General features: G+C 71.4%; 28 protein-coding genes. 12 read left to right on the top strand and 16 right to left on the bottom strand.

The genetic code is table 11. The features are described from left to right. Positions 1-3: 3 nt before the first annotated feature. The 4 genes from fgd to cofE all read right to left on the bottom strand — a co-directional run bounded on the left by fgd (position 4) and on the right by cofE (position 3,631). Entirely contained in the window at positions 4-1,023 is a 1,020-nt protein-coding gene (gene fgd, locus BUR99_RS06485; protein WP_074259590.1) for a glucose-6-phosphate dehydrogenase (coenzyme-F420), read from the bottom strand. A 78-nt stretch (positions 1,024-1,101) separates the two neighbouring features. Beyond that, the gene (cofC, locus tag BUR99_RS06480; RefSeq protein WP_074259589.1) at positions 1,102-1,791 is read right to left on the bottom strand and encodes a 2-phospho-L-lactate guanylyltransferase; all 690 of its coding nucleotides are present in this window, start codon (positions 1,789-1,791) and stop codon (positions 1,102-1,104) included. Continuing rightward, the gene (locus BUR99_RS06475; protein ID WP_268755070.1) at positions 1,788-2,786 is read right to left on the bottom strand and encodes a TIGR03557 family F420-dependent LLM class oxidoreductase; all 999 of its coding nucleotides are present in this window, start codon (positions 2,784-2,786) and stop codon (positions 1,788-1,790) included. The genes cofC and BUR99_RS06475 overlap by 4 nt, the downstream gene beginning before the upstream one ends. 47 nt (positions 2,787-2,833) lie before the next feature. Beyond that, entirely contained in the window at positions 2,834-3,631 is a 798-nt protein-coding gene (gene cofE / locus BUR99_RS06470) for a coenzyme F420-0:L-glutamate ligase (RefSeq protein ID WP_074259588.1), read from the bottom strand. 53 nt (positions 3,632-3,684) lie between these two features. On the opposite strand from cofE, the gene BUR99_RS06465 reads away from it, so the two are divergent. From BUR99_RS06465 to BUR99_RS06450, 4 genes are all read left to right on the top strand, one after another. After that, positions 3,685-4,239 carry a DUF6328 family protein gene (locus BUR99_RS06465; RefSeq protein ID WP_084183733.1) on the top strand — a complete coding sequence of 185 codons (555 nt, stop codon included), beginning with the start codon at positions 3,685-3,687 and terminating at the stop codon, positions 4,237-4,239. A gap of 48 nt (positions 4,240-4,287) precedes the next feature. Next, a complete protein-coding gene (locus BUR99_RS06460; RefSeq protein ID WP_074259587.1) occupies positions 4,288-5,124 on the top strand; it encodes an exodeoxyribonuclease III in 837 nt (278 codons plus the stop codon). A 99-nt stretch (positions 5,125-5,223) separates the two neighbouring features. Beyond that, positions 5,224-5,574: an ArsR/SmtB family transcription factor gene (locus BUR99_RS06455; RefSeq protein WP_074259586.1), complete on the top strand. Its 351-nt coding sequence runs from the start codon at positions 5,224-5,226 to the stop codon at positions 5,572-5,574. Beyond that, a complete protein-coding gene (locus BUR99_RS06450) occupies positions 5,571-6,302 on the top strand; it encodes a cation efflux transmembrane domain-containing protein (RefSeq protein WP_084183892.1) in 732 nt (243 codons plus the stop codon). Before BUR99_RS06455 ends, BUR99_RS06450 begins: the two co-directional genes overlap by 4 nt. A gap of 60 nt (positions 6,303-6,362) precedes the next feature. Here the strand turns inward: BUR99_RS06450 and BUR99_RS06445 are convergent, their stop codons facing one another. Next, positions 6,363-6,821 carry an RNA polymerase sigma factor gene (locus tag BUR99_RS06445; RefSeq protein ID WP_074260240.1) on the bottom strand — a complete coding sequence of 153 codons (459 nt, stop codon included), beginning with the start codon at positions 6,819-6,821 and terminating at the stop codon, positions 6,363-6,365. A gap of 44 nt (positions 6,822-6,865) precedes the next feature. Further along, on the bottom strand, positions 6,866-7,594 hold the full coding sequence (locus BUR99_RS06440) for a hypothetical protein (RefSeq protein ID WP_074259585.1): 729 nt from the start codon (positions 7,592-7,594) through the stop codon (positions 6,866-6,868). 97 nt (positions 7,595-7,691) lie between these two features. Here BUR99_RS06440 and BUR99_RS06435 point away from each other — a divergent pair, with 97 nt between their 5' ends. The 3 genes from BUR99_RS06435 to BUR99_RS06425 are packed head-to-tail and all read left to right on the top strand — an operon-like array spanning position 7,692 to position 10,251. Continuing rightward, a complete protein-coding gene (locus BUR99_RS06435; protein ID WP_159440957.1) occupies positions 7,692-8,957 on the top strand; it encodes a serine/threonine-protein kinase in 1,266 nt (421 codons plus the stop codon). After that, positions 8,954-9,385, top strand: a complete 432-nt coding sequence (locus BUR99_RS06430; RefSeq protein WP_074259584.1) for a hypothetical protein — start codon at positions 8,954-8,956, stop codon at positions 9,383-9,385. Before BUR99_RS06435 ends, BUR99_RS06430 begins: the two co-directional genes overlap by 4 nt. Positions 9,386-9,432: 47 nt before the next feature. Next, positions 9,433-10,251 (top strand): alpha/beta fold hydrolase, encoded by an 819-nt coding sequence (locus tag BUR99_RS06425; RefSeq protein WP_074259583.1) that lies wholly within the window; start codon positions 9,433-9,435, stop codon positions 10,249-10,251. A gap of 45 nt (positions 10,252-10,296) precedes the next feature. Here BUR99_RS06425 and BUR99_RS06420 read toward each other — a convergent pair whose 3' ends face one another. Both BUR99_RS06420 and BUR99_RS06415 read right to left on the bottom strand, forming a co-directional pair. Then, on the bottom strand, positions 10,297-11,136 hold the full coding sequence (locus tag BUR99_RS06420; protein ID WP_074259582.1) for an SDR family oxidoreductase: 840 nt from the start codon (positions 11,134-11,136) through the stop codon (positions 10,297-10,299). Between the two features lie 41 nt (positions 11,137-11,177). Further along, complete coding sequence (locus BUR99_RS06415; protein WP_074259581.1) at positions 11,178-11,648, bottom strand: GNAT family N-acetyltransferase; 471 nt, start codon at positions 11,646-11,648, stop codon at positions 11,178-11,180. 89 nt (positions 11,649-11,737) lie between these two features. Here BUR99_RS06415 and BUR99_RS06410 point away from each other — a divergent pair, with 89 nt between their 5' ends. Beyond that, positions 11,738-12,202, top strand: a complete 465-nt coding sequence (locus tag BUR99_RS06410) for a GNAT family N-acetyltransferase (RefSeq protein ID WP_074259580.1) — start codon at positions 11,738-11,740, stop codon at positions 12,200-12,202. A gap of 45 nt (positions 12,203-12,247) precedes the next feature. Here the strand turns inward: BUR99_RS06410 and BUR99_RS06405 are convergent, their stop codons facing one another. Beyond that, positions 12,248-12,859 carry a TetR/AcrR family transcriptional regulator gene (locus BUR99_RS06405; protein WP_074259579.1) on the bottom strand — a complete coding sequence of 204 codons (612 nt, stop codon included), beginning with the start codon at positions 12,857-12,859 and terminating at the stop codon, positions 12,248-12,250. A 68-nt stretch (positions 12,860-12,927) separates the two neighbouring features. On the opposite strand from BUR99_RS06405, the gene BUR99_RS06400 reads away from it, so the two are divergent. Further along, on the top strand, positions 12,928-14,394 hold the full coding sequence (locus BUR99_RS06400) for a DHA2 family efflux MFS transporter permease subunit (RefSeq protein ID WP_074259578.1): 1,467 nt from the start codon (positions 12,928-12,930) through the stop codon (positions 14,392-14,394). 72 nt (positions 14,395-14,466) lie between these two features. Here BUR99_RS06400 and BUR99_RS06395 read toward each other — a convergent pair whose 3' ends face one another. Together BUR99_RS06395 and BUR99_RS06390 are read right to left on the bottom strand one after the other, a co-directional pair. After that, positions 14,467-14,751, bottom strand: a complete 285-nt coding sequence (locus tag BUR99_RS06395) for a DUF4190 domain-containing protein (RefSeq protein WP_074259577.1) — start codon at positions 14,749-14,751, stop codon at positions 14,467-14,469. A gap of 270 nt (positions 14,752-15,021) precedes the next feature. Continuing rightward, positions 15,022-15,399 (bottom strand): hypothetical protein, encoded by a 378-nt coding sequence (locus BUR99_RS06390; protein ID WP_074259576.1) that lies wholly within the window; start codon positions 15,397-15,399, stop codon positions 15,022-15,024. 361 nt (positions 15,400-15,760) lie between these two features. On the opposite strand from BUR99_RS06390, the gene BUR99_RS06385 reads away from it, so the two are divergent. Both BUR99_RS06385 and BUR99_RS06380 read left to right on the top strand, forming a co-directional pair. Then, entirely contained in the window at positions 15,761-17,236 is a 1,476-nt protein-coding gene (locus tag BUR99_RS06385; protein ID WP_074259575.1) for a DUF6421 family protein, read from the top strand. Between the two features lie 115 nt (positions 17,237-17,351). Then, on the top strand, positions 17,352-18,044 hold the full coding sequence (locus BUR99_RS06380) for an SDR family NAD(P)-dependent oxidoreductase (RefSeq protein WP_074259574.1): 693 nt from the start codon (positions 17,352-17,354) through the stop codon (positions 18,042-18,044). A 68-nt stretch (positions 18,045-18,112) separates the two neighbouring features. Here BUR99_RS06380 and BUR99_RS06375 read toward each other — a convergent pair whose 3' ends face one another. Both BUR99_RS06375 and BUR99_RS06370 read right to left on the bottom strand, forming a co-directional pair. Next, positions 18,113-18,784, bottom strand: a complete 672-nt coding sequence (locus BUR99_RS06375) for a hypothetical protein (RefSeq protein WP_074259573.1) — start codon at positions 18,782-18,784, stop codon at positions 18,113-18,115. Positions 18,785-18,901: 117 nt separating this feature from the next. Beyond that, a complete protein-coding gene (locus tag BUR99_RS06370) occupies positions 18,902-20,224 on the bottom strand; it encodes an MFS transporter (RefSeq protein WP_074259572.1) in 1,323 nt (440 codons plus the stop codon). On the opposite strand from BUR99_RS06370, the gene BUR99_RS06365 reads away from it, so the two are divergent. Further along, the gene (locus BUR99_RS06365) at positions 20,223-20,753 is read left to right on the top strand and encodes a phage holin family protein (RefSeq protein WP_234980769.1); all 531 of its coding nucleotides are present in this window, start codon (positions 20,223-20,225) and stop codon (positions 20,751-20,753) included. The genes BUR99_RS06370 and BUR99_RS06365 overlap by 2 nt on opposite strands. Positions 20,754-20,804: 51 nt before the next feature. Here BUR99_RS06365 and BUR99_RS06360 read toward each other — a convergent pair whose 3' ends face one another. From BUR99_RS06360 to BUR99_RS06350, 3 genes are read right to left on the bottom strand one after another with little or no spacing between them, the layout of a single operon-like run. Beyond that, entirely contained in the window at positions 20,805-21,680 is an 876-nt protein-coding gene (locus BUR99_RS06360; protein WP_074259570.1) for a hypothetical protein, read from the bottom strand. Next, positions 21,677-22,489 (bottom strand): hypothetical protein, encoded by an 813-nt coding sequence (locus BUR99_RS06355; protein WP_074259569.1) that lies wholly within the window; start codon positions 22,487-22,489, stop codon positions 21,677-21,679. Before BUR99_RS06355 ends, BUR99_RS06360 begins: the two co-directional genes overlap by 4 nt. Further along, positions 22,486-22,839, bottom strand: a complete 354-nt coding sequence (locus BUR99_RS06350) for a PadR family transcriptional regulator (RefSeq protein ID WP_074259568.1) — start codon at positions 22,837-22,839, stop codon at positions 22,486-22,488. Before BUR99_RS06350 ends, BUR99_RS06355 begins: the two co-directional genes overlap by 4 nt. Positions 22,840-22,968 lie beyond the last annotated feature (129 nt).

Genomic DNA, 22,968 nt, shown 5'->3' with positions numbered 1-22,968 from the left:
GCGTCAGAGCGCGCGCAGGCGCGGCGCCAGGTCGCGCGCGAAGAGCTCCTGGAATCGTGCCTGGTCGTGCCCGGGCGCGTGGAAGACGAGGTGGTTGAAGCCCCAGTCGACGTACTGCTTGATGCCGGCGACGACCTCGTCGGGGTCGCTGCCGACGATCCAGCGCTTGGCGATCTGCTCGATCGGCAGCGCGTCGGCGGCCCGCTCCATCTCGACTGGGTCGGTGATGTCGTGCTTCTGCTCCGCCGAGAGCGACAGCGGCGACCAGAACCGCGTGTTCTCGAGCGCGGCCGTGGCGTCGGTGTCGTACGAGACCTTGATCTCGATCATGCGGTCGAGCGCGTCGTACGAGCGGCCGCCGGCCGCGACGCCCTCCTTGACCGCCGGGATGAGCTGCTCGGTGTAGAGCTCCATGCCCTTGCCCGAGGTGCAGATGAAGCCGTCGCCCGCACGCCCTGCGTACTTCGCGACGGTCGGACCGCCGGCGGCGATGTAGACGGGCACCGGGACATCCGGTCGGTCGTAGATCGACGCGTCGTGGGTCGAGTAGTACTCGCCCTCGAAGCTCACCTGCTCGTCGTCGGTCCAGAGCGCGCGCATGAGGCGCACCGACTCGCGGAGCCGCGCGAAGCGCTCGCGGAACTCGGGCCAGTCCTGCTCGCCCGCGCCGCGGAAGCCCGTGGCGATCTCGTTCAGCGCCTCGCCGGTGCCGAAGCCCGCGATGATGCGCCCCGGGTACAGGCAGCCGAGGCTCGCGAACGCCTGGGCGAGCACCGCCGGGTTGTAGCGGAACGTCGGCGTCATGACGCTCGTGCCGATCTTGATGGTCGAGGTGCGCTCACCGACGGCGGCCATCCAGGTGAGGGAGAACGGCGCGTGCCCGCCATCGTGCCGCCACGGCTGGAAGTGGTCGCTCGTGAACACCGACTCGAAGCCGTTGGCTTCGGCCGCGACCGCGATCTCCACGAGCTCGCGCGGGGCGAACTGCTCGGCTGAGGCCTTGTATCCGAGGGTGAGCGTCATGCTTCGATCCTCGCACGATCGGAGAAGCCCGGCGCCGAAACAGACGGAGCCGGCTCAGGGAAGCAGCGCGAACAACGACTACGGGGCGACGCTGCCGCCGCGCAACGGAATGCCCGCGGTCGCCCGGCGCGTCAGCGGCCCGACCCCGAGGGCGAGCGCGTCGGCGAGCGCGTCGATCGTGTCGACGTCGCGCCGGAGGCCCGCGGATGCCGCGAGCTCGACGAACCCGGCGGCGGCATGGCGTGCGGCCGAGTCGGCGCCGAACCGCGGTGCGAGCCCCACGCCCGCGGAGGCCGTCGCGAGGGTCGTGCCGGTGCCGTCGGCGTCGCGCACGAAGGCGAGCGGATGCCGCGACGCGGCCGCGAGCGCAGCGTCGAGTTCTTCGGGCGCGAGGGCCGGCAGGTCGCCGAGCAGCACGGCCACGGGTCGAAGCCCGGGCCCGTCGTCGCCCGCCCGGGCGTGGTCGATGCCGGACGCGATCGCGCGGGTCAGCCCCCGCAGCGCGTCGGCCGGTTCGGGCAGGAACTCGGCCGCGCCGGCGAGCGAGGGGTCATCGCCGACCACGATGACGCGGGCGACCGTGCGAGCGGCGAGTGCCGCGGCGATCGTGTCGAGGGCGAACGCCCGGGCGAGGGCCTCGCGCTCGGCCGGCGCCACAGCCGCGGCGAGCCGCGTCTTCGCACCGGCGGGCGCCTTCACGGGGATCACGACGGTCCAGACGGGGGTCGGGGCCGAGGCCCGCCCCGCGGCATCCGCTGCGCTCGTCATGCCCGGAGCCCGGGCAGCACGTCGCGACCGAAGACCTCGAGGAAGGCGGCCTGGTCGCGACCCGCGTTGTGCAGGTAGATGCGGTCGAAGCCGAGGTCGAGGTGGCGCTGGATGTCGGCGCGGTGCACGTCGGGGTCGGCCGAGACGACCATGCGGCCGGCGAAGTCCTCGGGGCGCACGGTGCGGGCGAGCTGCTCGAACTCGAAGGGCGAGCGGATGTCGCCGCGCGGGATGCGCAGCCCGCCGTTCGGCCACTCGGTGAGCGCGCCGCGCATCGCCTCCTCATCGGTGGGCGCCCACGAGAGGTGCAGCTGCAGCACCTTGGGCATGCGCGCGGCATCACGGCCGACCTCGCGCGCGCCCTCGCGGAACCGGGTGAGCAGGGCCGTGAGCTTCTCAGTGGGGGCACCCGTCGTGATCATGCCGTCGACGGTGCGCCCCGCGCGCTTGGCGGTCACGGGGCCCGACGCCGCGACGAGGATCTCGGGCGCGACGGCCGGCATCGTCCAGAGCCGGGTGGCCTCGAGCTTGAAGTGCTGGCCGGAGTGGCGCACGTCGCGGCCCGCGAGCGAGCCGGCGAAGAGCTTCCTGATCACGTCGACCGCCTCGAACATGCGGTTGATGCGGTCGGGCGCCTCGGGCCAGTACGGACCGACGACGTGCTCGTTGAGCGCCTCGCCCGAGCCGAGGCCGAGCCAGTGACGACCCGGATGCATCGACGCGAGCGTCGCGCTCGCCTGGGCGACGACGGCAGGATGCATCCGATACCCCGGCGTCGTCACGCCCGGACCGAAGTCGCCGCGAGTGCGTTCGCCGATCGCGCCGAGCACGCTCCACACGAATGAGGACTCCCCCTGCGCGGGAACCCACGGCTGGAAGTGGTCGCTCGCCATGACGCCGCGGAACCCGTGGGACTCGGCGAGCGCGCTGAGCGCGACGGCCTCTGCGGGCGGGAACCGCTCGAGCATGGCGGCATAGCCGATGTGTGCTGACACGTCTCCATCTTCGCGGGTCGGCGGCGCTTCGTGCGCCGGCGGGCCGTTCACTCCGCTTCGGCCAGCGACCCCTCGGACTGCGACTCGTCGAAGCCGTCGCGGTACCCCTCGTTGTACGCCTCGTCGGCGCCGACGCGGAAGAGGTCGCGCTCGGCCGGGCGCTGGATCGACCTCGCACCCGGCAGGTCGAGGTCGCCCACGAAGCGCCCGAGGCCGCGCACGACTGCGACGGGCACGCCCGACGACTTGCCCTTCACGAGCTCGGCGGCGCCGGCGATCTCGTCGGCCACGCACGGCATGGTCACCGAGAGCGGCTTGCCCGAGGCATCCGTCGACCCGCGCAGGTCGTCGAAGACGTGCATGCCGGCCGCACCGATCGCGAGATCGGTCTGACCCTCGCGCCAGGGCCGGCCGAGGGTGTCGGAGAGGATGACGCCGACGCGGGCGCCCGTGAGTGCACGGATGCCGGTGGCCAGCGCCCGCGCCGAGGCATCCGGATCGACCGGCAGCAGCAGCACCTCGCCGTCGGGCGCGTTCGACGCGTCGACGCCCGCCGCCGCGCCGATGATGCCCTGCCGGTTCTCGACGATGCGCGTCACGCCGCCCTCGTAGACGCGGCTCGCCACGACGCGCACCGTCTCGTCGGTGATCGCCTGTTCGCGATCGGCGGCCTGCACGACGCGCCCCTCGGCCTTCGAGACGATCTTCGAGGTGATGACGAGGATGTCGCCGTCGGCGAGATCGGTCGCGTCGACGATGAGCGCGGCCAGATCGGCGCCCTTCGTGATCTCGGGCAGACCCCCGATGCCTTCGATGCTGAACTTCACGGCCACCCCCCGCTCCATGGATACTGACTCGATCCTTGCAGCTTCCGTGGCGCCGCTGCCAGAATTCGGCCATGGCGCACGAATCCGAAGCCGCCGCCGACGACGTGGAACCCGCCCGCGCCGATCCTGCCGACGTCCACGGCGAGCACGCCGAGATCCGGCGGGAGACCTACGGCGAGCGTCTCGACCGCAAGTGGAACGATGTCCTGCAGGAGCTTCGCGCCGTGCAGGCCGGCACGCAGATCATCACGGGCTTCCTGCTCGCGGTTGCGTTCCAGCCGACGTTCGCCGAGCTCGAGCGCTACGAGCTCGCCCTCTACCTCGTGCTCGTCGTCCTCGCCGCGACGGCGACGATGCTGGGTCTCGCGCCCGTGATCCTGCACCGCGAGCTCACCGGACATCACCAGAAGGAACGGGTCGTGCGGATCGCCAACCGCATCCTGCTGACGCTGCTCGTCGTCGTCTCGTTCCTCACGGCGGGCGTCGCGAGCCTCATCTTCGACGTGGCCGTGAACCAGGTCGCGGGATTCATCGCGCTCGGAATCAGCCTCATCCTGCTGGCGGTGTTCTGGATCGTGGTGCCACGTGTCGGTCGTCCCTCGTTGCGGGAGCGGCTGCGCCCCTGACTCCCCCGGGCGCGGCATCGCGTCGGTGCCGCCGAATAGGCTGGGACCATGCGCATCGCCACCTGGAACGTCAACTCGATCCGCGCCCGCGTGGCGCGCACCGTCGATTGGATGGTGCGCGAAGACGTCGACGTGCTCGCGATGCAGGAGATCAAATGCAAGCCCGAGCAGTTCCCGATCGAGGCGTTCGAAGAGGCCGGCTACGAGGTCGCGATCCACGGGCTGAACCAGTGGAACGGCGTCGCGATCGCGAGCCGTTCTCCGATCGGCGAGGTCGAGACCTCCTTCCCCGGCATGCCGGGCTTCCTCAAGGGGCTCGAGGGCCCCGACCAGCCGCAGGAGGCACGCGCGATCGGCGCGACGGTGAACGGCGTGCGGGTGTGGAGCCTCTACGTGCCCAACGGCCGATCGCTCGACGACCCGCACTACACGTACAAGCTCGACTGGCTCGCGGCGCTCACGGAGTACACGCGCGCCGAGACATCCGCTCGGCCCGAAGTGCCGTTCGCGCTCATGGGCGACTTCAACATCGCACCGCTCGATGAAGACAACGGCGACCCGGCCGTCGTCGAGGGGCAGACGACCCATGTGTCGCCGGCCGAGCGGCAGGCGTTCTTCACGCTCGAGAACGCCGGCGTGACGGATGTCGTGCGCCCGCGCATCCCCGAGGGCTACACCTACTGGGACTACAAGCAGCTGAAGTTCCCGCGCAACGAGGGGCTGCGCATCGACTTCATCCTCGGGTCGGCGGCATTCGCCGAGGCCGTGACGGATGCCTCGATCCACCGCAACGAGCGCAAGGGCGACGCCCCGAGCGACCACGTGCCGGTGCTCGTCGACCTCGCGATCGGCGATGACGACGACGATCGCCCGATGATCTTCTAGCGGCACCGGCCTGCAGGTTCGCGACGCGAACGGCTCGAGCCGGGCCATCCGGTCGATACAGGGTTTCGTGAATACACGATCTGCTGTATCGTCGCCGACGTGACCGAGCACCTCGTGGCCGAGACGGCGACCCTGACCCACACCGCGGCGCTCGCGCGCCTCGGGCATGCGCTCTCCGACGAGACCCGCGCCCGCATCCTGCTCTCGCTCCGCGAGACGCCCGCCTACCCGTCGGACCTCGCCGAGTCGCTCGGCGTCTCCCGCCAGGTGATGTCGAACCAGCTCGCGTGCCTGCGCGGCTGCGGGCTCGTCGAGGCGGTGCCCGACGGTCGGCGCACCTCGTACCGGCTCGCCGGCGAGTACCTCGCACCGGCGTTCGGCGACCTGCTGCGGCTCGTGCTCGTCGTCGACCCGGCGTGCTGCTCGAGCGAGGGATGCACCTGCGCATGACCTCCGTACCGCTGACGCCCGGCCCGGGCACCCCGGGCACGCCGGGCCGGCGCGCCGACGCCGCCCTCTCCCCCGAGCGCCGCTCCGTGCTCGTGCGACGCATCCGGCTCATCGTCGCGGCGACCATCACGTACAACGTGATCGAGGCGATCGTCGCTCTCGCCGCCGGCTCGGTCGCCTCGTCGGCCGCCCTCATCGGCTTCGGCCTCGACTCGATCGTCGAGGTGCTCTCGGCCGCCGCCGTGGCCTGGCAGTTCGCCGCCCCCGACCCGCACCGGCGCGAGCGCGTCGCCCTGCGCCTCATCGCCGTCTCGTTCTTCGGCCTGGCGCTGTTCGTCTCGATCGACGCGGCACGCGCCCTGCTCGGGGCCTCGGAGCCCGAGCACTCCCCGGTCGGCATCGTGCTCGCCGCCGTGAGCCTCGCCGTCATGCCGCTGCTGTCGTGGTTCGAACGCCGCACCGGCCGCGAACTCGGCTCCGCCTCCGCCGTCGCCGACTCGAAGCAGACGCTGATCTGCGCCTACCTCTCGGCGGCGCTGCTCGCAGGCCTGTTGCTCAACAGCCTGCTGGGCTGGGCGTGGGCCGACTCGGTGGCCGCACTGGTCATCGCCGCATTCGCGGTGCGCGAGGGCATCGAGGCCTGGCGCGGCGACGCGTGCACGGTGCCGGTGTCGGTGCTCACGGGCGAGCGCGAGGCCGAGCACGACGGGCAGGACGACTGCTGCTGACCGGGCGGGTCGGCGCCGGTGGCGCCCGCACCCTGACGCGCCCGCGCCCCGACGCTCCCGTCAGCGCGGCGCTCGCACCGCGAGCTGCGCGCGGAGCTCCTCCTTCGCTCGCTGGTAGCGACCCCGCACGGTCGACGCCGGCATGCCGAGCAGCCGGCCGATCTCGACGAGCGACCAGCCGTCCCAGTGCACGAGGGTGACGATCTCGGCGAGGTCGGGATCGAGCCGCTCGAGCAGATCCCGCATCGCGACGACGTCCGCGGGGTCCTCGACCTGGCGGGCCGTCAGCACCTCGCGGAGGGCGCCGCCCAGTCGCTCGCGCCGCAACTCGCTTCGGGCGGCGTTGCGGAGCACGTTCCGCGCGACGCCGAACAGCCACATGCGGGCGGGCTCGACCTCCCGCGGGAGCTCCGACCTGCGGCGCCAGGCGATCAGCATCGTCTCCGCGAGCAGGTCGGCACCGTCGGCACCGACCCGGCGTTCGAAGTACGCGAGCAGGTCGGGGGAAGCTTCGGCCATGAGCGCCGCGTAGTCGCGTTCGTCGCGCGACCGGCTGCGGCCGATCACTCGTCGACCCCGGTGCACTTCTCCTGGCCCAACCAGCCGACGCCGACCATCGGCAGGCCTCGACCCTCGACGTACTCCGTCATCCGGTCCTGGATCGCGCTCTTGACGGCCATGTTGTACTCGACGTCGGCGTCGTAGTTCTCGGTGCCGTACCCGAATCGGGTCCTCGAGCCGTCGTCCTCCTCGATGAAGTTCTCGTCGACGGGCCGGCCCGAGACGATCGCGTTCTCGACATCGGCTTCGGTGAACAGGTCCCCGGCCCGCAGGTAGTCGCGCACCGCATCGGCCGACCGCGGATCCGCCTCCACGCCGTCGGGGCGATCCGGGTCCGGACTGTAGGTGACGTCGCCGAGGCGCAGCTCGCAGGCGCCGCCGCCCGGCAACGAGTAGGTGACGATCGCATCGGGCTCCTCGGCCCACGCCTGCCACTCGGTGGTCGTGCTCGTGCTCGTGCCCCAGAACTGCGACCAATCGACCATGGTCGCGGCGAACGCCGCACCCGCTCCCCCGACCAGCAGCACCGGTGCCAGCACGGCAGCCGCGAGAGCCGCCCGCCGCCGATGCGGTGGCCGGTCCGGCGCCATCGCCGACTCCGCCATCGCCGCCAGCCGGGAATGCACCTCGGGTGTCAGCCCGGTGCTGGGGCGAGCCGCCGCACCGAGCAACCGGTCGAGATCGGGATCCTCATCGAGCCCGCGCAGTCCATCGGTGTTCGTGGTGTTCATCGCCACGTCTCCATTCGTCGAATCATGCCCTACCCAGGTCATGTCCGGCATCGCGCGATTCGTCCGTCTCCCAGCCTGCGACGATACGCTCGAAGGCGTGACCAGCTCCCCCGACCGCCTCGCCGACGGCCCCTTCACGGGCGTGACGCTCGGCAGCCGATACCGCCTCGACGGGCTCATCGGCCGCGGCGGCATGGCGAGCGTCTATCGCGGCGAAGACCTGAGCCTCAGCCGCTCGGTCGCCGTGAAGGTGTTCGCCGAAGCCGCCGAGGGCATCGACGACGCGGCACGCCGCCGCTCCGAGACGGCGCTGCTCGCGAGCGTCGAGCATCGCGCGCTCGTGCGCCTCTACGACGCCGCGCACGACGCCGCGATCGACCGCGAATACCTCGTCATGGAGCTCGTCGACGGCCAGGACCTGCGCAAAACCCTGCAGCACGGCCCGGTCGGTGCAGCGGATGCCGCGGGGCTCGCCGCCGACCTCGCCGAAGCGCTGCACGTGATCCACGCGCGCGGCATCGTGCACCGCGACGTGAAGCCGGCGAACGTGCTGCTCGCCCCCTCGCACCTGCCCACGCGCAGCTGGGACGCGAAGCTCGCCGATTTCGGCATCGCCCGCCTCATCGACGATGCGCGCCTCACCCGCACCGGCGCCTACGTCGGCACCCCCGGCTACCTCAGCCCCGAGCAGGTGAGCGGCCGCGCGCCGGGCACCTCGTCCGACATCTACTCGCTCGGGCTCGTGCTGCTCGAGGCGCGCACCGGGCGGCTGGCCTTCCCCGGTCCGGCAGTCGAAGCGGCGGCGGCACGCCTCGTGGGCGACCCCGAGATCCCGGCAGGGCTCGGCCCCGAGTGGGTCGAGCTGCTCCGCGGCATGACCGCCCGCGAGGCATCCGATCGGCCGACGGCGCTCGACGTCGCGATCGCGGCCGGCCGGCTGCCGAGCGTGCCGGAGCCCGCATCGGCGGAGACGAACCGAGCGGATGCCGCCACGACCGTGCTGCACGAGGCATCCGATGCCCCGACCCTGGTGATGCCGGCCTCGCGCACCGCCGCGGCCGCGTCGACCGCGACGACGGCGACGACGGCCGTGCTCGGCGCCCCCGAGGAGGCCGACGGGGCCGTCGCGTCTCGAGCGGTGGCGTCCGCCTTCGAGCCGGCGCCGACCCGCTCGCGCCGCTGGGTGCGACCGGCGATCGCCGTCGGGCTGCTCGTCGTCATCGTCATCGGCATCGCCTTGCTCGTGCCGCCCGTGGTCGCGAGCCTCACCGGGCCGCAGCCCGTACCCACCGAGACGCTGCCGGCCCTGCCCGGCGAACTCGGCGTGCATCTCGAGCAGCTCGAAGAGGCGGTGACGCGATGACGCGCGTACGACTTCGCACCGTCGTCGGCGCCGGGCTCCTCGCCGGATCGCTCGTGTTCGGGCTGGCCGCCTGCGGCCAGACGCCCGATGCGGTCGGCGCCGGTCTCCACTCCTCGGTGGTGCAGGTCGCGAAACGGGCTGCCGACGGCGACTACCTCGGCGCGATCGCCGCCCTCGCCCTGCTCGACAACGATGTGACCGCGGCCGTCGACTCCGGCGTCATCGGGGAGGAGCAGGCCGCGGACATTCGCGAGGCGATCGCGCTCGTGCAGGCCGATCTCGAAGCCGCCGAGGTCGCCGATTCCGTCACGCCGACCCCCACGCCGACGCCGTCGGACGACGACGACAACGACAACCGCGGCCCGGGCAACAACAACGGCAACAAGGACAAGAAGGACAAGAAGCAGGAACAGGGCGACGACGACTGAGCGCCCGCCGTGACGGCGGGGCCGACCGCAGTGCGTAGCATCGGGGGATGCCAACGCTCACGGTTCCCGGTGCCGAACTCCGCTACGAGTCGGCGGGCCGCGCCTCCGCCCCTGCCCTGCTCCTGATCCCCGCCGGCATCGCGACGCTGCGCATGTGGGACGAACAGATCGACGCCCTGGCCGAAGACCACTTCGTCGCCCGCTACGACCCGCGGGGATTCGGAGGCTCGCGCCACGACGAGTCGGTGCCGTTCGCGAACCACGCCGACGCGATCGCGGTGCTCGACCACCTCGGCATCGCCGAGGCGACCGTGATCGGCGCGAGCCGCGGCGGGCGCATCGCGCTCGACACCGCCCTCGCCTCCCCCGGCCGCGTGCGCGGCGTCGTGACCGTCGGCTCGGAGCCGGGCGGATCCCCCGACCTGCCGCTCACCGACGAGGAGCAGCGACGGTTCGACGAGGTCGAGGCGATCGACCCGGCGGTCGATGCGGCACTGCTCATGCGCCTCGAAGCAGCAGTATGGGCGGTGGGGCCGCTCCGCTCCGAGGCCGAGCTCGACCCCGGGTTCGTGCGACGGGCGTACGAGCTGAACGCCCCGAACGCCGCCCACGCGACCGACGACGGCACCATGCTCCCGCTCGAACCGCCGGCGTACGAGCGGCTCGGCGACCTCCGCATGCCAGCGCTCGTGACGGTGGGCGAGTACGACGTCAGCCCGGTGCTCGCGGCGTACGACCACCTGCTCGAGCGCCTGCCGAACGCGACGGGTGTTCGCTTCGCCGACACGGCGCACCTGCCGAGCGTCGAGCGTCCCGAGGAGTTCGCGCGCGTGCTGCTCGACTGGCTGGGCGAGCACGGGTTCTGACCGATTCGGCGCCCGGGCTGCGGCGCGAGCGCTGGGGCGCCGTCGTCACCGTCGCCCGGTGAACCGCTCCATCGAGCGGTAGACCCCGAAGCCGTCGCCGACGACCCGGTCGAACACGCGCGTCGGCAGCAGGCCGCGCAGTGCCCGGGAGAGGCGAACGCTCTTCGGCAGCTCGAGCAGGGGCCGGCCCTCGAGCATCGCCCGCCACACGCGGTCGACGACGTACTCGGGGTCGAGCACCGGTGCGAGCGCCGGGCCGCGGACACCGGCGAACATACCGGTCGCGATGTAGCTCGGCGTGACCGTGGTCACCTTCACGTTGCCGTGGTCGGACTGCTCGAGTTCGAGGCGCAGCGAGTCGCTCCACCCGATGAGGGCCGCCTTCGACGCGGCGTACACCGCCATGCGCGGGTTCGCGAGCGTGCCGGCGGCGCTCGCGACGTTCACGATGCGGGCCGCCCGGTAGGCGTTCGAGATCATGCCGGGCAGGAACTCCCGCGCGATGTACATCGGCGCGAGCGCGTTCACCTGCATCGTCGTTCGGGTGTCGTCGCCGTTGTCGGTGTTCCAGAAGTAGCGGTTGCCGCGCACGATGCCGGCGTTGTTGATGAGCACGTCGGGGTTGCCGACCTCGCGCCGCACGCGCTGGGCGGTCTTCGCGATCGCGCCGAGGTCGCCGACATCGACGACGAACGACTGGATGCGCGTACGCCCGCGCGAGATCGCGCCGAGCTCGTCGACGGTGCGCGCGAGGGCGGCCGCGTCGCGGTCCCAGAGGGTGACGGATGCCGCGTGCTCGGCCACGGCCCGCTCGGCGTACATGCGACCCATGCCTCCGGCCGCGCCGGTGATCAGGACCCTCGCGCCGCGCACCGTTCTCGTCATCCCACCATTTTCGCCCACCACGGGGCATCCGCCCGCCGCGGTCAGTCGAGGCGCTTGGCCATGCGCATCGAGGTGGTCTCGTAGCCGAGCGATTCGTAGAGCCCGCGGGCTGCGGCGTTGAACGCGAAGACGTTGAGGCCGATCGAGTGCGCGCCCTGCGCCCTGGCGTGCTCTTCGGCGAGGCGCATCGCCTCGCGACCGAGACCGCGGCCACGGTGCTCGGGCTCGATGAGCACGTCCCAGATCCACCACGACCCCTCGTCGCCGCTCGTGTCGGGGCCGATCCAGAGGTAGCCGACCGCGACGCCGGAGTCGTCGACGACGTCGAAGACCTCGTGACCGGGCGTCGGTGCGCCGCCGGGGAACGACTCGGCCATCCCCTCCGCGGCATGCTGCTGCGCCCAGTGCTCCGAGCGGCCCGTCGCGATCAGGTCACGGGCGTACTCGGCGGCACTTCGGTCGATCCACTCGGGCAGGCGGGCGCGGTCGAGGGGTCGGAGCGAGGCGGTCATGGGCGAAGCCTGCCACACGATGTCGCCGCAACGGCGATCCGGCGCTTGCCACCCTCCCGCTGAATCCGCCGGCATGGCACCATGGGCGCATGACCGACGACGTTCGACTCCGACCGAAGACCGCTGCCGAGACCGCCGCCTGGCTGCCCGTCGCGATGGCGGCGTACGAACAGGCGAGACGGGATGCCGGCGAGAACGCCGAGCAGGCGGCGGTCGGCCGACGTGCGTCCGAGGACCAGTACTTCCCCGACGGGCGACTCGTCGACGGACACCTGCTCTTCACGGTCGAGGCCGACGGCGACGACGCCGGCTGGCTCTGGATCGGACCGATGAGCGACCCGGCCAACTGGTACATCTGGGACGTGGCGATCCATGAGTCGCACCGCCGTCGCGGACTGGGCAGCCGCGTCATGCAACTCGCCGAAGACGTCGCGCGCGAGCAGGGCGCGGTCAACCTGCGCCTGAACGTGTTCGGGTACAACACGCCCGCGATCCGCCTCTACGAGTCGCTCGGCTACGAGACGGCGGCGATCCACATGCAGAAGGTGCTCTGACGACCGAGCGGATGCCGCGGCATCCGCTCGCTCAGTGCGCGGTGTTCACCAGGGCTCGCCGGCGGCGGGCAGCAGAGTTCGCACCTTCTCGACGGCGTCGGGGAAGCAGGCGTCCAGCACCTCGGTGGCCGAGACCTCGTCGCCGTAGTCGCCGGTGAGCCGGAGGCCCACGATCGTGTTGATCAGCATGCCGGTGGCGATGAACTCGCGAGCCTGCTCGGGCGTGAACCCCGCCTCGTCACGCAGGAAACGCCAGATGCGGCTGAACCCCGCGCGGGCGACGCGGCCGATCTGGGGCTCGCCGCCGAGCGCCGTGGAGTTCGCGACGACCGGCAGCATGCCGCGCTCGACCAGGAGTTCGGTGTAGGCCGTGCCCATGCGGTCGCCGACCGCCTCCGGCGCCCCGGGTAGCGCTGCCCGGAACACGTCGATCATGCGGTCGTACGCGCGATCGATGACCTCGATGAAGAGCTTCTCCTTCGTGCCGAAGAGCCGCACGACGTAGGGCTGGCTGACTCCGGCGGCCCGGGCGACCTCGTCGGTCGTGGTGCCCACGTAGGTCTTCGCGCCGAAGACCGCGGTCGCGGCCTCGAGGATGAGCTCGCGGCGGTCGGCCGCCTTCATGCGCGGAGCCGTGGGAACCGATTCGACCGTCATGGTTGACATGTTATCAGTCGATTACTACAGTTCGAAGTAATCATCCGATAACAACAAGGAGCGCCGTCGTGTCCACCACTCTCGATGCCGCAGTTCGCCCTCCCACGCGCCCCTCCGGCGCCCGCCGATCACGACCGATCTGGCTCGTCCTCCTCGCCACGGCGCTGCCGATGTTCATGGCGACGCTCGACAACCTCGTCATGACCAACGCACTGCCCGTGCTGCACTCGGAGTTCGGGGCATCCGTCGAAGAGCTGCAGTGGTTCATGAACGCGTACACTCTGGCGTTCGCGAGCACGATCCTGATGGCGGTCGCCCTCGGCGACCGGTTCGGGCGACGCACCCTCTTCATCATCGGGATCGCGGTGTTCACGCTGAGCTCGGCGCTCGCGGCCCTCGCCACCGACCCCGGCCAGCTCATCGCCGCGCGCGCCGCCCAGGGCTTCGGCGCCGCCGCGATCATGCCGCTCTCGCTCACCCTGCTCGCCGGCGCCGTTCCGCTGGCACGTCGCCCGCTCGCCATCGGCATCTGGGGCGGCGTCGCGGGCCTCGGCGTCGCGACCGGGCCACTCGTCGGCGGCGCGGTCATCGAGGGGTGGGCCTGGCAGGCGATCTTCTGGATCAACGTGCCCGTCGGCGTCGTCTCGATCGCACTCGTGCTGCTCGCGCTGTCGAACAGCTTCGGCGCCCGGCTCCGCGCCGACATCGTCGGCCTCGCACTGTCGGGGCTCGGCCTCCTCGGCATCGTCTACGGCATCGTGCGCGGCAACGACGCGGGCTGGTCGAGCTTCGAGGTGCTCGGCAGCCTCATCGCCGGCGGCCTGCTCCTCGTCGGCTTCGTCGTCTGGGAGTCGCAGGCGCCCGCGCCGCTCCTGCCGCTCCGGCTCTTCCGCGATCGCAGCTTCACGGTCGCGAACCTCGCGGGGTTCGGCTTCAGCTTCGGCGCATTCGGGTCGATCTTCATCCTCATCCAGTTCCTGCAGGTCGTGCAGGGCGCGACGCCGCTCGAGGCGGCGGTGCAGACCTCGCCGTGGACGCTCGCCCCGATGGTCATCGCTCCGCTCGCCGGGGCGTTCGCCGGGCGCGTCGGCACGCGCATCTTCATCGTCGCCGGCCTCGCGGCGCTGTCGGCCGCGCTCTTCTGGCTGACCACGCTGCTCGAACCCGACACGCCGTACGTGTCGTACCTGGCACCGTTCATCCTCGCGGGCGTCGGCATGGGCCTCGTGTTCGCCCCGTCGTCGACGGCCGTGCTCGCGACGATGCAGCCCGACGACCACGCGAAGGCGAGCGGTACGAACTCGATGCTCCGAGAGGTGGGCGTCGCACTCGGCATCGCGGTCTCGACGGCGGTCTTCACCGGCGCCGGCGGTTCGCTCACGCCGACCGACTACAGCGTCGGGGCCGTGCCGGCCGTCGTGGTCGGGGCCTCCGTGCTGCTCGCGTCGGCACTCATCGCCCTGCTGCTGCCCGCCGGGCGGGCGACGCCGGCAGCGGCCGGCGCGACGATCCGCGAGGCCGAACTCGTTCCCTGACGGCCGTCAGACGACGAAGTCCCCACCGGCAGCGCCGCGTGGGGACTTCGTACGAGTGGTCTCGTCGACGACTCAGTAGGACGTCACCGAGGGGGTCGCCGCAACGAACGCGAAGGTCGCGATGAAGATGATGATGTAGAGCACGATCGATGCGAAGCCGATGATGACGGCAGCGAGCGCGAGGCCGCGGCCGCGCTCACCCGACTTCTTCACCTGGCTCAGGGCGATGAACCCGAGCACGATGGCGACGATGTTGGTGCCCAGGAGCGAGAGCACGAAGCCGACGATCGCGAGGACGTTCCACTTCTCGGCGGGCGCCGACGGTGCAGACACGGGGGCGGGAGCGGGAGTGGTCATGTGGGAGGTTTCCTTGCTCTAGGGATCGACGATCTGCCGAATCGCATCCTGACAGCGCCCGAGAGCCGGCGTCAATGGAGAGGAGTGCCCATGTCTCAGCACGCGACTCGGTGCGTCACAGCATGACGTTCCGATTCACCGCTGCGCGCAGAACACCGCACGATCCTCGGGGGCGAGATGTTGTGTGGCGTACGACAGCATCGTTCGAGGCATCCGCGCGCATGCGACGGGGCCTCGGCATCTGCCGGGGCCCCGTCGGGTCGTCGCGGGTCACCGGAGTCGGTCCGATGACGCGCCGTGCTCGAGCTCGTGCTGACGAAGGGACTCGACGTCGGCCCGAGCCTCCGACTGCTTCGCAGTGCGGATCCCCTCGACGCTCGACGGCGACGGGCCGGCGACCGAGCGGGCCTCGGTCTGCTTGGCGCTGCGGATCCCCTCGGCGGTCGCGAACGACTGCACGGAGGTCGCTCCGGCGTGGAGCTCAGCACGCATCTCGGCGGACTCCTGTCGGGCCGACTTCTGGAGCTCGTGCTGCGACTGCGGCACGTTCCCCGACTCGACGTCGGCGCGCACACCGGCGCATGCGGTGAGTACGACGAGGAGCGCCACTGCACCGATGGCCGCCGCCCCCGTCTTCGTGGTGTTCATGATCCTGTCCTTCCATTCGATTCAATAACTGAATAACCCTCACGATAGGAACGCGGTGTTGCCGCGACATCCGGACCCCCACTGGACCGCCCGTCGACATCGGCGCGCTCCGCGCACGTGCCCGCACCTGCACGACTCAGTGGCTGCACCCGCTCCGATGCCATCGCGCCTCGGCGAGGGCTCACGAGAGCTCTTGCGCGCGGCAGCGATCTCAGCCGCGAGATTCGGGGCTCACGCAAGAATCCCGCGCCGGGGCACAACCAATCGCAGACCTTCGGCTCGTAGCCTTGAAGGGCCCGGCGAATCGCGCCGCGCAGCATCCCATCACGTCACGCACCCTCATCGAGGATCGGAGGTTCACATGTCGAGCAACACCACGATCGACGCCATCATCGGCGAACCCGAGGTTCTCGAGGACGCGGTGACCGCCGCCGACCTCGCACTCGCCGAGGGCGTCGAGACGGATGCCGCGTGGCTCCGCCTCAAGGAGTCGGCGACCGCCCTCCAGGCGCTGCAGGTGAAGGACGGCTCGGTGCCCGAGGCATCCGACCCTTCGACGGGCTCAGGGAGCAGGGAACAGGCGTCGACGCTCGTCGACGCGATCGTCGAGTCGATCGAGGCGCTCGCGCCGCGGTTCCCGCACGAGGCCGAGTACCTCGCGGCATCCGTCGTCGACTTCCGCCGCTGGCAGGCCGAGGGCTTCGGCGTGCCCGACTTCCTCGACTCGCTCGTGGCGTTCCAGCCGCAGCGGCACCGCATCGACGGCATCCGCCACCTCGTCGTCTTCCCCATGTACACGCAGAACGGCTCGTCCGACCGTCACGTCGAGGCGCTCGTCGTCGAGACGATCTGGCCCGAGTTCATCGCGGAGCTCGAAGCCGGCGACTACGGCAACAAGCTCTTCGTGAGCCTGCGCCTCGTCGACTTCACGCCCGGCTACGACACGAACTCGGCGGTGCTGTTCCCCGAGACCGTCGCCATGCGCGAGATCCCGACGTTCACGTGGGGCGCGATCTTCCAGGACCGCGAAGCGGCGCGCTACCGCCGTGTCGTGCGCGCGGCATCCGACATCACGAAGCTCGAGCTGCCCGCCGACGCGGCGGCGCTGCTCGACGACCAGGAGCTCGCCGAGCGCACGTTCGTCATGTGGGACATCATCCACGACCGCACGCACATGCGCGGCGACCTGCCGTTCGACCCGTTCATGATCAAGCAGCGCATGCCGTTCTTCCTCTACTCGCTCGAGGAGCTGCGGTGCGACCTCACCGCGTTCCGCGAGTCGGTGAAGATCGAGCGCGCACTGAACGCGCGCCTCGCGGCCGGCGAGGAGCTCACCGACGTCGAGGAGCAGATGCGCTCGACCGGCAAGCTCGTGCAGTACGCGGTGATCTTCGACCGCATCTTCCGGTTCGCGATCACGGGCTCGCGCGTGCGCAACTACGACGGGCTCGGCGGCCAGCTGCTGTTCGCGTGGCTGCACCAGAAGCACGTGCTCGACTGGACCGACGTCTCGCTGAGCTTCGACTGGGACGCCGTGCCCGACGCGGTCGTCGAACTCGGCGACGCGATCGACGAGCTCTACTGGAAGTCGATCGACCGCCCGAAGACCGTGCACTGGCTCGCCGCCTACGAGCTCGTCACGAGCGTCGTGACGCCGAACCCGGCGTCGGTCTGGGCCGAGGGCCTGCCCCGCGAGGTGCTCGCCGGCCCACCCAAGGGCTACACCGACCTCGTGATGGACGACGAGTTCCCGCTGTCGATGTTCTACGAGGCCCTCGACAAGAAGATGAAGCCCGTCATCGAGTCGACGGTCGGCATCACGGCCGCCGACGCCTGACGCCCGCGCCCGCACCGAGGGTCAGGACGACGTACGCTGCTCAGGACCGGATCATGGATTCCGTCCTGAGCAGCGTCCGTTCGCCTGATCCCGAGAGCTCGAAGTGGAGCCGAACATGACCGACCAGCCCTCCGACACCCCCGGCCCCTCCGACGCCACCCGCCTCGCCGGCCGCACCGTGCTGATCGCGGGCGCGACGAGCGCCTCCGGCCGTGCGGTCGCCCGTGCACTGCTCGACGCCGGGGCCCGCGTGGTCGCCGTCGGCAGCGACGAGGGTCGTCTCGAGGCGCTCGAGGCCGAGCTGCCCGGCGTCATCGGCGAACGCGCCGACCTCACCGACGGCGACGACGTGCTCGAACTCGCGATGCGCGTGCACGCCCGAGTGGGCGACGTCGACGGGGTCGTGCACCTCGTCGGCGGCTGGCGCGGCGGCGGCGGCATCGCCGGCCAGACCGAAGAGGACTACCGCGTGCTCGACCGCTCGTTCACCGCGCTGCGCTACGTCAGCCGCGCGTTCTGGGACGACCTCGTCGGCTCCCCTGCCGGCCGCATCGCGATCGTGTCGTCGACGACCGTCGAACGCCCCACCGCCGGCGGCGCGAACTACACCGCCGTCAAGGCGGCGAGCGAGTCGTGGATGCGCTCGCTCGCGCAGGGCTTCGGCAAGGCGGGCGACACCGCCGCGGCCGTCACCTTCCGCGTGCAGGCGCTCGCGGGCCTCGAGGAGCGGCTCGCCGCCGACGTCGTCGAACTCTGGGCAGCGGATGCCGCCGAGCTGAACGGGCGCGTCGAGACGCTGTCGGCCTGAACCGGAGCCGGGCGCCCGACACCGACGGGCCGGGCGGGGTCGCCTCACGCGACGCGCGATACGCGACGTCAGTCGGTCGGTGCCGCTCCGGCGTCGGGCGTCGGCGCCTCCGGCGCCTCGGTCGCGGCAGGCGGAGGCGGCGGCGCTGCGGCCGGGGGCACGACCGGGTGAGCCTGGTCCTCGCGAACGGCCTCGCCGAGACATCCGTCGCTCTCGCCGCCGTCGCCCTCGAGCGCGAGTCGCCACGCGGCCTCGCCCTCGTCGGTGAGTCCTTCGGGCATCGCCGGCGCCGTCGACGTCGGGTCGCGAGGTTCGGTGGTCCACCATTCCCACTCGCGGTACTCGTGGCCCGCCTCGACCATGCACTCGCGCACCAGCTGCTGGAAGCCGAGCCATGCCTGCTGCTCTTCGGGCGTCGGCACGGGGTCGGCAACCGGCGGGTTCGTCGGGCCCGGCGTCGGGGACGGCGCAGGAGTCGGTCGTGGGGACGTCTTCGGCGGAGAGGTCGGACTCGGCAGCGGGGCGTCGTCGGTGTCGGCACCATCGGCCGGAACCTGCGATTCACCGCCCTGAGCCTCGCCCGCGTCGACGTCGAATCCGTCGGAACCCGTCGCGACGGGCTGCGGCGAGCGCGCGTCGTAGAGCACCGGCGCTCCCGTCGTGGCGGCGGCGACGCCGATGAAGATCGACCCGACGAAGAGGGCCGCGACGGCAGCACTGAAGACAACGGTCTTCCGCATCGGGCACCTCCCGCCGCGATTCGGGAACGGCCGGTCGACCGCTCGGGCGTGTCCGAGCCATGGTACACGCCCCCCGAACGGGGGGCGAACCCGGGAAATCGCCGATGAGCGCCTGATCTACCCGACCGGCGGCCCCGACTCCGTGATCTCCTCGGGTCGCTCGGGCGACTCGTCCGTCGCGACATCCGCCGGCGACCCCTGCCGGCGACTCAGCCACAGGAACGGCACGGCGAGCGCCTGGATGCCGCCGCTGACGAGCAGCGAGCCGGGGTAGCCCCACAGGTCGGCCGAGCGTCCGAGCACCGGCTGGATCACCGCGCCGCCCGTACTGCCGAGCAGCGAGTCGAAGGAGAGCACGGTGGCGCGCTGCTGCGACGGGATCATGTCGTTCAGGTATGCCTGCTGCACCGGCCCGGCGGCCGCGTCGACGAGCCCCCACACCGTGAGCAGCACGAGCGCGATCCAGAAGTTTCGGTTCACGCCGAGAGCGAGCAGCACGAGGCTCGAGACGACGAGGCTCAGGATGATCGTCGTCGTGCGCTTGCGGAATCGACGGCGCACCCACGGGGCCACGAGTCCGCCGATCACCTGCGAGCCCGACAGGATCGCCGCGGCGAGACCCGCGATCGAGTAGGCGCCGGTGTCGCCCCAGAGCTCGACGAGGTAGGGCTGCAGCGCGTAGAACACGTAGAAGCCGACGCCAGTCGTGAAGAACGAGGCGAACATGACGTAGCGCACCGGGCGCCGGCCGAGCCCGTACTTCACCGAGGCGTCGAAGACCTCCTTCGTCGCGCGGATCGGGTGCGCTCGCCCGGCCGGCGTGAACCCGAGGTCGTGCATCACGATCGCCGCGACGACGAACATGACGACGAGGATGCCCGCGCGGATGAGGAACGGCACCCCGAGATTCGTCGCCTGCGCGATCACTCCGCCCAGGATCGAGCCGATGAACATCGCCGCGCCCGCGAGTGCGAGACCGCGCCCGAAGACCCGTTCGAGCCCGCCCGTGTAGCCGGTCGCGGCGAGCGCGTCGACGAGCCACGCCTCGACGGCGCCCGAGAAGAACGTGAAGCCGAGGCCGAGCAGCACCGAGACGATCGCCCACATCCAGAACGGCGAGTGGGCCACCCAGAGCAGGTAGTAGAGCACGGTCGTCACGGCGAGCGTGACGGTGCCGAGCAGGTACGAGACGCGCCGACCGAGCGTGTCGGCGACGACGCCCGTCGGCACCTCGAAGATCACCATTCCCACCGAGAAGAAGGCGTTGGCGGCGAACGCCTCGAAGTTCGTGAGGCCGGCGTCGAGCAGGAAGAGCGTGTTGACGCCCCAGATGAACGAGGCGGCGAGCGTGTTGCCGATGAGCAGCGTGAAGTAGGCCGCCTGCACCCGGCGCGCCGCCGGGTTCGGTGCCTGCTCCTCACGCGTCGCGCGTTCGGCCATGCGACACATCTTGCTCGCTTCGCGCGCGCACCGCCACGGTCGGCGGTTCGGGCCCGCGGTGCGAGCGGATGCCGCGCTGCGAGCGGATGCCGCTCCGGCGCGCTGCTCGACGCGGCATCCGTCGCCCCGCTACGCTCGCGGCATGATCCGCTTCCTCATCCGCACGCTGATCTCACTCGTGACGGTCGCCCTCGGCCTGCTCGTCGCCTCGTGGATCCTGCCTGACTTCCACATCGAGTGGGGCGGGTTCCTGATCGCGATCGTCGTCTTCACGATCGCCCAGGCGGTGCTCGGCCCGTTCATCTTCAACGTCGCCCGACAGCACGCCTCCGCGATCCTCGGCGGCATCGGCCTCGTCTCGACGTTCGTGGCGCTGCTGATCGCCTCGCTCTTCCCGGGCGGCATCACGATCGACGGCTGGGTGACCTGGGTGCTCGCGACCCTCACGATCTGGATCATCACCGCGCTCGGCACCTGGCTCCTGCCCCTCATTTTCCTCAAGGAGAAGGTGAAGGGCGCCAAGGCCTGAGCCGCGGCATCCGCCTGGCTCAGGCCTCGTGACCGGTGCGGGCAGGCGTGCTCAGTGCATGTTGTCGTTGCCCGACTCGTGCACGGCGCGGCCCCAGCAGCCCGCGTCCTCCCAGCGGTAGGCCGCGCCGAGCCCGGCATCGCCGTCGAGGGCGAGCGACCACTCGGCCTTCTCGGACTCGCTGAGCCCAGCGGGCTGCGCCGGCAGAGCGAGCGGGGCCTCGGGGTCGGCGATGCCCGCCTGGGCACCGTACTCGGGGTTCCACCACTCCCAGTAGAGGTACTCCTGTCCGGCTTCGGTCATGCAGGCGCGGACGAGGTCTTGGAAGTCGAGCCATTCCTGCCGCTCGGTCGGCAGGGTCGGGTCGTCCTCGGGCACCGGGGCGCTGAGCGGCTCCCCCGCAGCCCGGGCTGCGGCCTCGGCCGCGGAACCCACATCGGCGCAGCCGCCGCCCGGGTTGTAGATGTCGGGCCCGTAGAGCGCCTGCGTCCAGAGGATCGAGCTCTCGTAGTCGAGCCCCTTCGGCTGCGCGTCGTTGCCGAGCCACCACTGCCAGTCGAGGTACTCGAAGCCGGCGTCGGTCATGCACTTGCGGATGACGGCCTGCTTTCCGAGCCATTCGGAGCGGGCTTCGGGCGTCACGTAGTCGGCGTTCAGCGGGTCGAGGTACGGGTTGTAGTCGGCGGCGTTCGTGTCGGTGCCCGACGCGGCCGCGAGCTGCGAGCTGTGGCCGGCCGCGGCCGGCGCGGCCGCCGAGGTCTGGTCGGGCTGCTGACGGGCGCTGTCGTCGATCTCGGAGGAGACGATCTCTGCCGTGGCCTGCGGCTGGCCGGCGGTGTACGCGGCCGCGCCGAGCGCGACGATGGATGCTCCGCCGAGCACTGCGCCCGTGATCGCGGCGATCGCGGCGATGCGTTGCACGTTCATGCGATGGTTCCTTCCGGGTCGATGACGGGCGAGCGGTGCACCCGCTCGGGTCGCGCGGCCCACAGGGCCTTGGCCGACGGCAGCCACCAGGCGGCCATCGAGACGAAGAAGAGCACCCCGGCTGCGGACAGCACGCGATTGATGAGGATCGCCTCGATGAGCGCCGAATTGTAGAACGCGCTCAGCGTGGTGCTCGTGGCGATGAGCGCGTACATGCCGAAGCGGAGCAGCACGTAGCTCGCGACGGCGAGCCAGAGCGCGCCGAGCCATCGGGCCTCGGGCACGAGCGTCAACGCCGAGCCGATGAGCGCGAGACCGAGGCCGACGAGACCCGCGGCGACGAGGTCCCATGCCCCGGCCCATGAGCCGTCGAGCATCCCCGCCCCGACGCGCACGACGATGAGCACGCCCCAGGCGAGCAGCATCGCCGTCGCGACGTGCGCGAGCGCGGGCAGCATGAGCGGGAAGGTGCCCTTCGGCGCCGTCAGCGAGAGGCCGCGCAGCCGGGCGACCCGCCACGCGAGGTCGGCGGGAACGCCGCGGATCGCACGGCCGACGATCGAACGGCCCGCACCCTGCGCTCCGCCCGCGGCCGCGCGCTCCTCGAAGACGTCGGACTCGAGCTCGGCGAGACGGTCGGCGGCGACGTCGTCGGGCAGGTCGCGCGTGTACCAACGTCCCCACGCGAGCACGGCGCGGTCGCTGCGATGCATGGCACGGTCGCTGCCGGGCACGTCACGGTCACCTCCTTGAGCGGATGCCGCGGGCTCGCGCTCCTCGATCACCACGCCGACGCGCTCGACGGTCATGCGAACGCCGCCTTGCCATGCACCGCGGCCACACGTCGGGCGTCGAGTTCGGTGCGGTAGGCGACTTCACCGGCACCCGTGACGCGATAGAGGCGGCGCCGCGGCCGCCCCTCGGCCTCCCCGATCGCGGCATCCTCCCAGACGGATTCGAGCAGGCCCCGTTCACTCAGACGGGCCAGCGCCTTGTAGAGCGTGCCGTGCGCGGTGAGCGCAGCGGCATCCGATCGTTCGGCGATGCGCTTCGCGAGCGCGAAGCCGTAGAACTCGCCGTCGTCCCCTTGAAGCTCCATGCCGGCGGCGAGGATGTCGACCTCGAGGTCGACGAGCCGTCCTTCGCGTCTGCGTGCCATGTGGAGAGAATAGGAAGATATCTTCCTCTTGGCAAGGGGACGCAGGATACTGAGCAGGATTCGGAATTCGGCGCAGCTCCTCTCCGGTGTGGCGATGAACGAGCACACGGCGGCGAGCCGCTCGCGCTC

Source organism: Agromyces cerinus subsp. cerinus, from assembly GCF_900142065.1.
GTDB lineage: Bacteria > Actinomycetota > Actinomycetes > Actinomycetales > Microbacteriaceae > Agromyces > Agromyces cerinus.
Note: the sequence above shows the minus strand (reverse complement) of the source record. Positions and strands in the feature narration are given on the sequence as shown.